Origin of the sequence: Acinetobacter sp., from assembly GCF_036666595.1 — a bacterium.
GTDB lineage: Bacteria > Pseudomonadota > Gammaproteobacteria > Pseudomonadales > Moraxellaceae > Acinetobacter.
On sequence record NZ_JAVWVO010000023.1, the window covers coordinates 1 to 2,357 of the forward strand.

Annotated in this window: 3 protein-coding genes; all 3 read right to left on the reverse strand. The window is 48.2% G+C overall.

What is annotated here, in order from left to right; all coding sequences use genetic code 11:
* Window positions 1-833, reverse strand: an 833-nt coding sequence (locus tag RR876_RS16455; protein ID WP_332637127.1) for an acetyl-CoA C-acyltransferase, incomplete at its 3' end; no start/stop codon positions are given.
* A gap of 251 nt (window positions 834-1,084) precedes the next feature.
* A complete protein-coding gene (locus RR876_RS16460) occupies window positions 1,085-1,735 on the reverse strand; it encodes a 3-oxoacid CoA-transferase subunit B (protein ID WP_332637128.1) in 651 nt (216 codons plus the stop codon).
* A 13-nt stretch (window positions 1,736-1,748) separates the two neighbouring features.
* The coding region (locus RR876_RS16465; protein WP_332637129.1) for a 3-oxoacid CoA-transferase subunit A at window positions 1,749-2,357 on the reverse strand (609 nt) is incomplete at its 5' end.

A 2,357-nucleotide genomic window follows, 5' to 3' on the forward strand; every position in this document is an offset into this window, starting at 1 on the left:
GGTTTAAGTTGATACTGTGCAACGGCTTGTTCTGACGCAATCAGTACAGCAGCCGCACCGTCATTGATGCCTGACGCGTTTCCCGCTGTGACGGTGCCTTCTGCTGTGACGACTGGCTTCAATTTAACCAAACCTTCTAAGGTGGTCGATGCACGAGGATGTTCATCCGTGTCAACCACAATCGGATCACCCTTACGCTGTGGAATATTCACAGGGATGATCTCATGTGTAAAAAAGCCTTGAGCTTGCGCGGTTGCGGTGCGCTGTTGACTCGCCAAGGCAAACTGGTCTTGATCTGCGCGATCAATATTAAATTGTTGTGCCACGTTCTCCGCGGTTTGCGGCATGGTGTCTACACCATACATCGCTTTGAGCTGAGGATTAATAAAACGCCAGCCCATGGTGGTGTCTTCAATCTTCTGGCTACGGCCATAAGCTGTTTCTGATTTACCCATCACAAAAGGTGCACGAGACATACTTTCGACGCCACCTGCGATGATTAAATCTGCTTCGCCTGCTTTAATTGCACGGGCTGCCATCGCAATGGCATCTAGGGATGAACCACATAAGCGATTCACTGTCGTGGCAGGAACTTCAACGGGTAAACCTGCAAGCAGTGCAGACATACGACCGACATTACGGTTGTCTTCACCTGCTTGGTTGGCGCAGCCGTAGATCACGTCATCGACTTGAGTCCAATCCACGCTGGGATTGCGTTGCATCAAGGCTTGAATCGGCACTGCACCCAAGTCATCGGCACGGACTGGGGCGAGTCCACCGGCATAACGACCAAATGGGGTGCGGATGGCATCGATGATATAAGCGTTTTTCATTTTTAATCTTGTCCTTTAAAACGGGACTCTGCTGATAGATCAACTGTATCTAGTCACGACGGAGTCTTACCGTGTTCAGTCAAATACCAGTAGCTCGTTCTTGCCACTTTTTTAAAAAAGTGACCAAAAATTTTGTCATCAACAAAAACTGTTCACTCGCAACAATTTTCCACTGCTGTTGCAAAAACAATACTGTTAAAGCGCTCGACAGGTTGTTGATGACTATAAGCTCTAGCAAATTTTTCTGAAATTTACAGTGTCGCATCCACCAACGGAGCACCCGTCATCGCCTGCAATTCTACAAAGCTTAAACCGTCGACTTTCTCAATCACTTTTAAGCCGTCTGCGGTGACATCAATCACACACAGGTCGGTGTAAATACGATCGACACATTTCAAACCTGTCGCAGGGTAGCTCAGTTCAGCCACAATCTTCGGTTCACCTTGTTTAGTCACATGGTCGGTGGTGATAAAGACTTTCTTGGCACCGACGGCTAGGTCCATCGCACCACCAACGGCAGGAATCGCATCGGGTGCACCTGTATGCCAGTTGGCCAAGTCACCATTGGCTGCCACTTGAAAGGCGCCAAGGACTGCGATATCTAAGTGACCGCCACGCATCATGGCAAAAGAGTCACCGTGATGGAAAAAGCTACCGCCTTGCAGCATGGTCACATATTCCTTACCAGCATTGATCAGTTCAGGGTCTTCTTGACCTTTTTCAGGTGGTGGACCAAAAGCCAATAAGCCATTTTCAGAATGTAAGAATACGTCTTTGTCTGAAGGCAGGTAGCTGGCAATTTTAGTTGGTAAGCCAATCCCAAGATTCACATAAGCGCCATCTGGAATATCTTGTGCCACACGTTCTGCAATTTGGTTACGGCTGAGTTTTTGATAGCTCATGATGTTCTCCCGATTACACAGCAACAGGTTCAGGTTGAACCTGCACCACGTGTTGAACAAAAATACCTGCGGTGATGATGTGTTCAGGGTCTAATTCACCCAGTTCCACCACTTCAGAGACTTGTGCAATGGTCACGCCTGCGGCCATGGCCATGATTGGACCAAAGTTACGCGCCGATTTGCGGTAAACCAAGTTACCCCAACGGTCGCCTTGTTGGGCTTTAATCAAAGCAAAGTCGGCTTTGATTGGATATTCCAGTACATAATCTTTACCGTCGATGTGACGGGTTTCTTTGCCTTCAGCCAATAAAGTACCAAAGCCTGTAGGAGTAAAGACTGCACCGAGTCCCATACCTGCAGCTTGAATACGACAGGCCAAATTGCCTTGCGGCACCAGTTCCAATTCGATTTTGCCTGCACGATAGAGTTCATCAAAGACCCAAGAGTCGGACTGACGCGGGAATGAACAAATGACTTTTTTCACGGCACCGGCTTTGAGTAGCTTGGCTAAACCATAGTCGCCATTACCAGCATTGTTGCTGACGATGGTGAGGTCTTTAATGCCGAGTTGAATTAAGCCATCGATCAGTTCAGCAGGTTGTCCTGCTGTACCAAAACCACC

What these genes read in the sequence shown, in the direction of transcription:
- RR876_RS16460 (WP_332637128.1), bottom strand. Translation starts at nt 1,735, where the DNA reads ATGAGCTATCAAAAACTCAGCCGTAACCAAATTGCAGAACGTGTGGCA.